Origin of the sequence: Streptococcus raffinosi, from assembly GCF_030284685.1 — a bacterium.
In the GTDB taxonomy this organism is placed as follows: domain Bacteria; phylum Bacillota; class Bacilli; order Lactobacillales; family Streptococcaceae; genus Streptococcus; species Streptococcus raffinosi.
Genome location: NZ_JASUZV010000024.1, coordinates 1 through 2,867 on the forward strand (window position 1 = coordinate 1; position 2,867 = coordinate 2,867).

Sequence of the window (2,867 nt, forward strand, 5' to 3'; positions counted from 1 at the left end):
ACTCATCGAAGCACTTACGCTTGCTGAATGTGAGGCTCGCTGACTTGCTGACTGACTTTGAGACAAACTTGTTCGAGCCGAAGTGCTTGCTGAAGTTGAAAGACTTCCATAAGTCGATTTCGAAGCAGATAAAGATTCACTAGTTTCTATTGATTTACTTATAATTGCTTCTGATTTAGATGCCTCTGCAGAAAGAGACTGACTCCGAGAAATCGAGTTTGAAAGAACTGTTGACTTACTAAGTGATGATTGTTTTGAAAGGCTAAGAGATTGGCTGGTAGTATCTTGTTCTACCACCTTATTTCCACTTAAGAAATTATCATCATTGTTATCTGTTTTTCCTGCAAATGGTGTAAATGTAAAAGATGTATCACTTCCAATAATAGGAACAGTCCAAGAAGATGTCAGTCCATATCCTCTCTTAGCCTGGAAACCATTCATTTGGGCACCATTTCCCCAAGAATACCCGTTTCCTTGCCTTGTCACTGTAGAAGTAGTGTAGTATGTAACATTATTACCAGATGAGTCTGTGATATAGTTTGCTACATCCGACGGATAACCAAAACCACTACCAAGGGTAAACATAGTCTGATTTCCGGTCCCGGTATTATAGATAGCATGATTAATTCCTAATTCTGTTGGTAGCTCCAGAGTAGTAGTGCCTGGATTATCATAGGTAACTGTGTAAATAAAGCTCATACTCTTCCCATTGTTTGTAACTTTAAGTTTATAATAAATGGGAATATCATAATATGAATCTGTTCCAGATCCTGTATAAACCTTTGTTTGACCCTTCACAAGATTAAGATTCGTTGTGATAGCTGGACTACCGTTTACGGTAGAATTACCAGTAAAACCTGAATTTGTAATCTTGGTCATCAAACCCTCAACGGCATTACCAAGACGTTCACGTTGTTCTGCATAGGCAGCGTTTGTTGCTGATGCAGCAAGCAATGTTGTTGATTTAGCAACTTCTTCTTGAACTGTTGTGATAGCTGTTTGAATTTCTGTTTTAGCAGCTGTGTCTGTCAATTTTGCTTGGTAGTCTTTAGCAATATTAACGAGCAATTCTGCTTCTGAAACGTTTTGATCCAAGATTGTTTTTTCATCTTCTTGAGTCGCTGTTTCTGATGCAGTCGCTACTGTTGAACTTGCAGATTCAGAATGTGAAGCAGAGTTTGAAGCAGTTGTGCTTTCTGTGTGTGATTGGCTATCAGAAGTTGAGTTGTGCTTGCTAAGTGATACAGATTCAGAGATAGCTTGTGACAATTCTGTTGATACAGATTGTGACAATGATACTGAAGCATCTGTACTTGCTTGAGCGTCAACTGAAGAGCTTGTAGACTCTTGGCTTGTCGATGCTACTGCTGGAGCTTCTGAAGCTACTGCTTCTGATACAGGCGCAGCGCTCAATGCTACTGATTCAGAATTTGCCAAAACATCATGATTTGTAGTTGCTTGGCTTTCCAAAGCTGGAGCACTTGTTTCTTCGGCTTGAGCTGTGTAAGTTGCTACTGCACCACCAAGTATAGTTCCAGTCGTTATAAGTCCCTTTAAAAAAGCTTCACCAGAAATTATTGGTGTGCGCTCCTCAATATTTTGTGAATGCATTGATGGAACATCAACTGACCCTTTAAAAACTTTAAAGAGACCAAAATTAGCTGTTGCTGCACGCAACCAATGCTTACCTGATTTGATTAATTTAAAACGGGTCACACGATCGGTTTCACGATACTGACCTTCATTTCGCCTAAAAAACATGACTACTCCATTCTATCTTAACCCCATCATAAGTATGAAATCTACTAATTATTATAACACAGAATTTCTAATATTCAATTATATTTAACTAACATAAATTAAATTATTCCTTAATTTTCCTCTTTCCTCAAAAAGCTTTTAAATAGCTATTTCTAATATTTTTAGACAACAACAAGGAGTCTAACAAATTCAAAAAAATGTTAGGTTTTTATTGTTTTTTGAATTTTTAATATTTTATAATGCTATTTAAAACTAAAGGCAACAATTCAAACTATATCATTATCTAATTAAGATATATATCCTATTAGAAGGAATTTTTTGCACCTTTATAAAATCTAGTGACTTCGGAAAATTCCTAATATTTCAATATGATACCTACTTACCCTCATAGAACACAAAAGAGACCCACTCCTTTCGGGATGAGTCTCTTTTTCGAAAACTGAAATAGTCTAACTAACTATATCGAGGGTTTTGAGCTTTTTACTATTTTAGTCTTCTTTTTTACGTTTTCCTGCCAAACCAAGTCCAGCAATTGTCATCAAACCACCAAAGAGGGTAGCTACTAATGATGTATTTTCACCTGTTTCAGGCAATGCTTGTTTCTTAGTAGCAGTTGAAACTGATGACATTTCTGGATTAGCAACCACTGAAGATGATGCTGGGGTTTGTTTATGCATCATAGGAGCTGGGGTTGCCTTAGGTGCTTGAGTAGTTGTTGCTGGCGTGTTCTTATCCGCATCGGTACGTGGATCTTTAACAGTAACCTTAACTGGCACTTCATCCGTTGAACCATCTGGGTATGTCACAACTACGATAGCGTCTTTATCGCCTTCTGTTGTTGTGTCTACTGGTGTCTTGTAAGCATATGTTGTTCCATTTGGAAGAGAACCTACATTACCAATTGAATCTTGCGCATTTGGTGTTGAACCTGGGGTCACTGTTTGTGCCTTAGCTGTTGGATCATTCTTATCCGCATCGCTACGTGGATCTTTAACAGTAACCTTAACTGGCACTTCATCCGTTGAACCATCTGGGTATGTCACAACGACTGTAGCGTCTTTCTCACCTTCTGTTGTTGTGTCTACTGGTGTCTTGTAAGCATATGT

The 2,867-nt window shown here is 37.9% G+C and carries 2 protein-coding genes; both read right to left on the reverse strand.

Annotated features, from left to right (window positions below; translation table 11 throughout):
• Window positions 1-1,761 (reverse strand): accessory Sec-dependent serine-rich glycoprotein adhesin (locus tag QRD39_RS10080; protein WP_285956394.1); only part of this gene is annotated, 1,761 nt, incomplete at its 3' end.
• A gap of 488 nt (window positions 1,762-2,249) precedes the next feature.
• On the reverse strand, window positions 2,250-2,867 hold a 618-nt coding region (locus QRD39_RS10085), incomplete at its 5' end, for a Rib/alpha-like domain-containing protein (protein ID WP_285956395.1).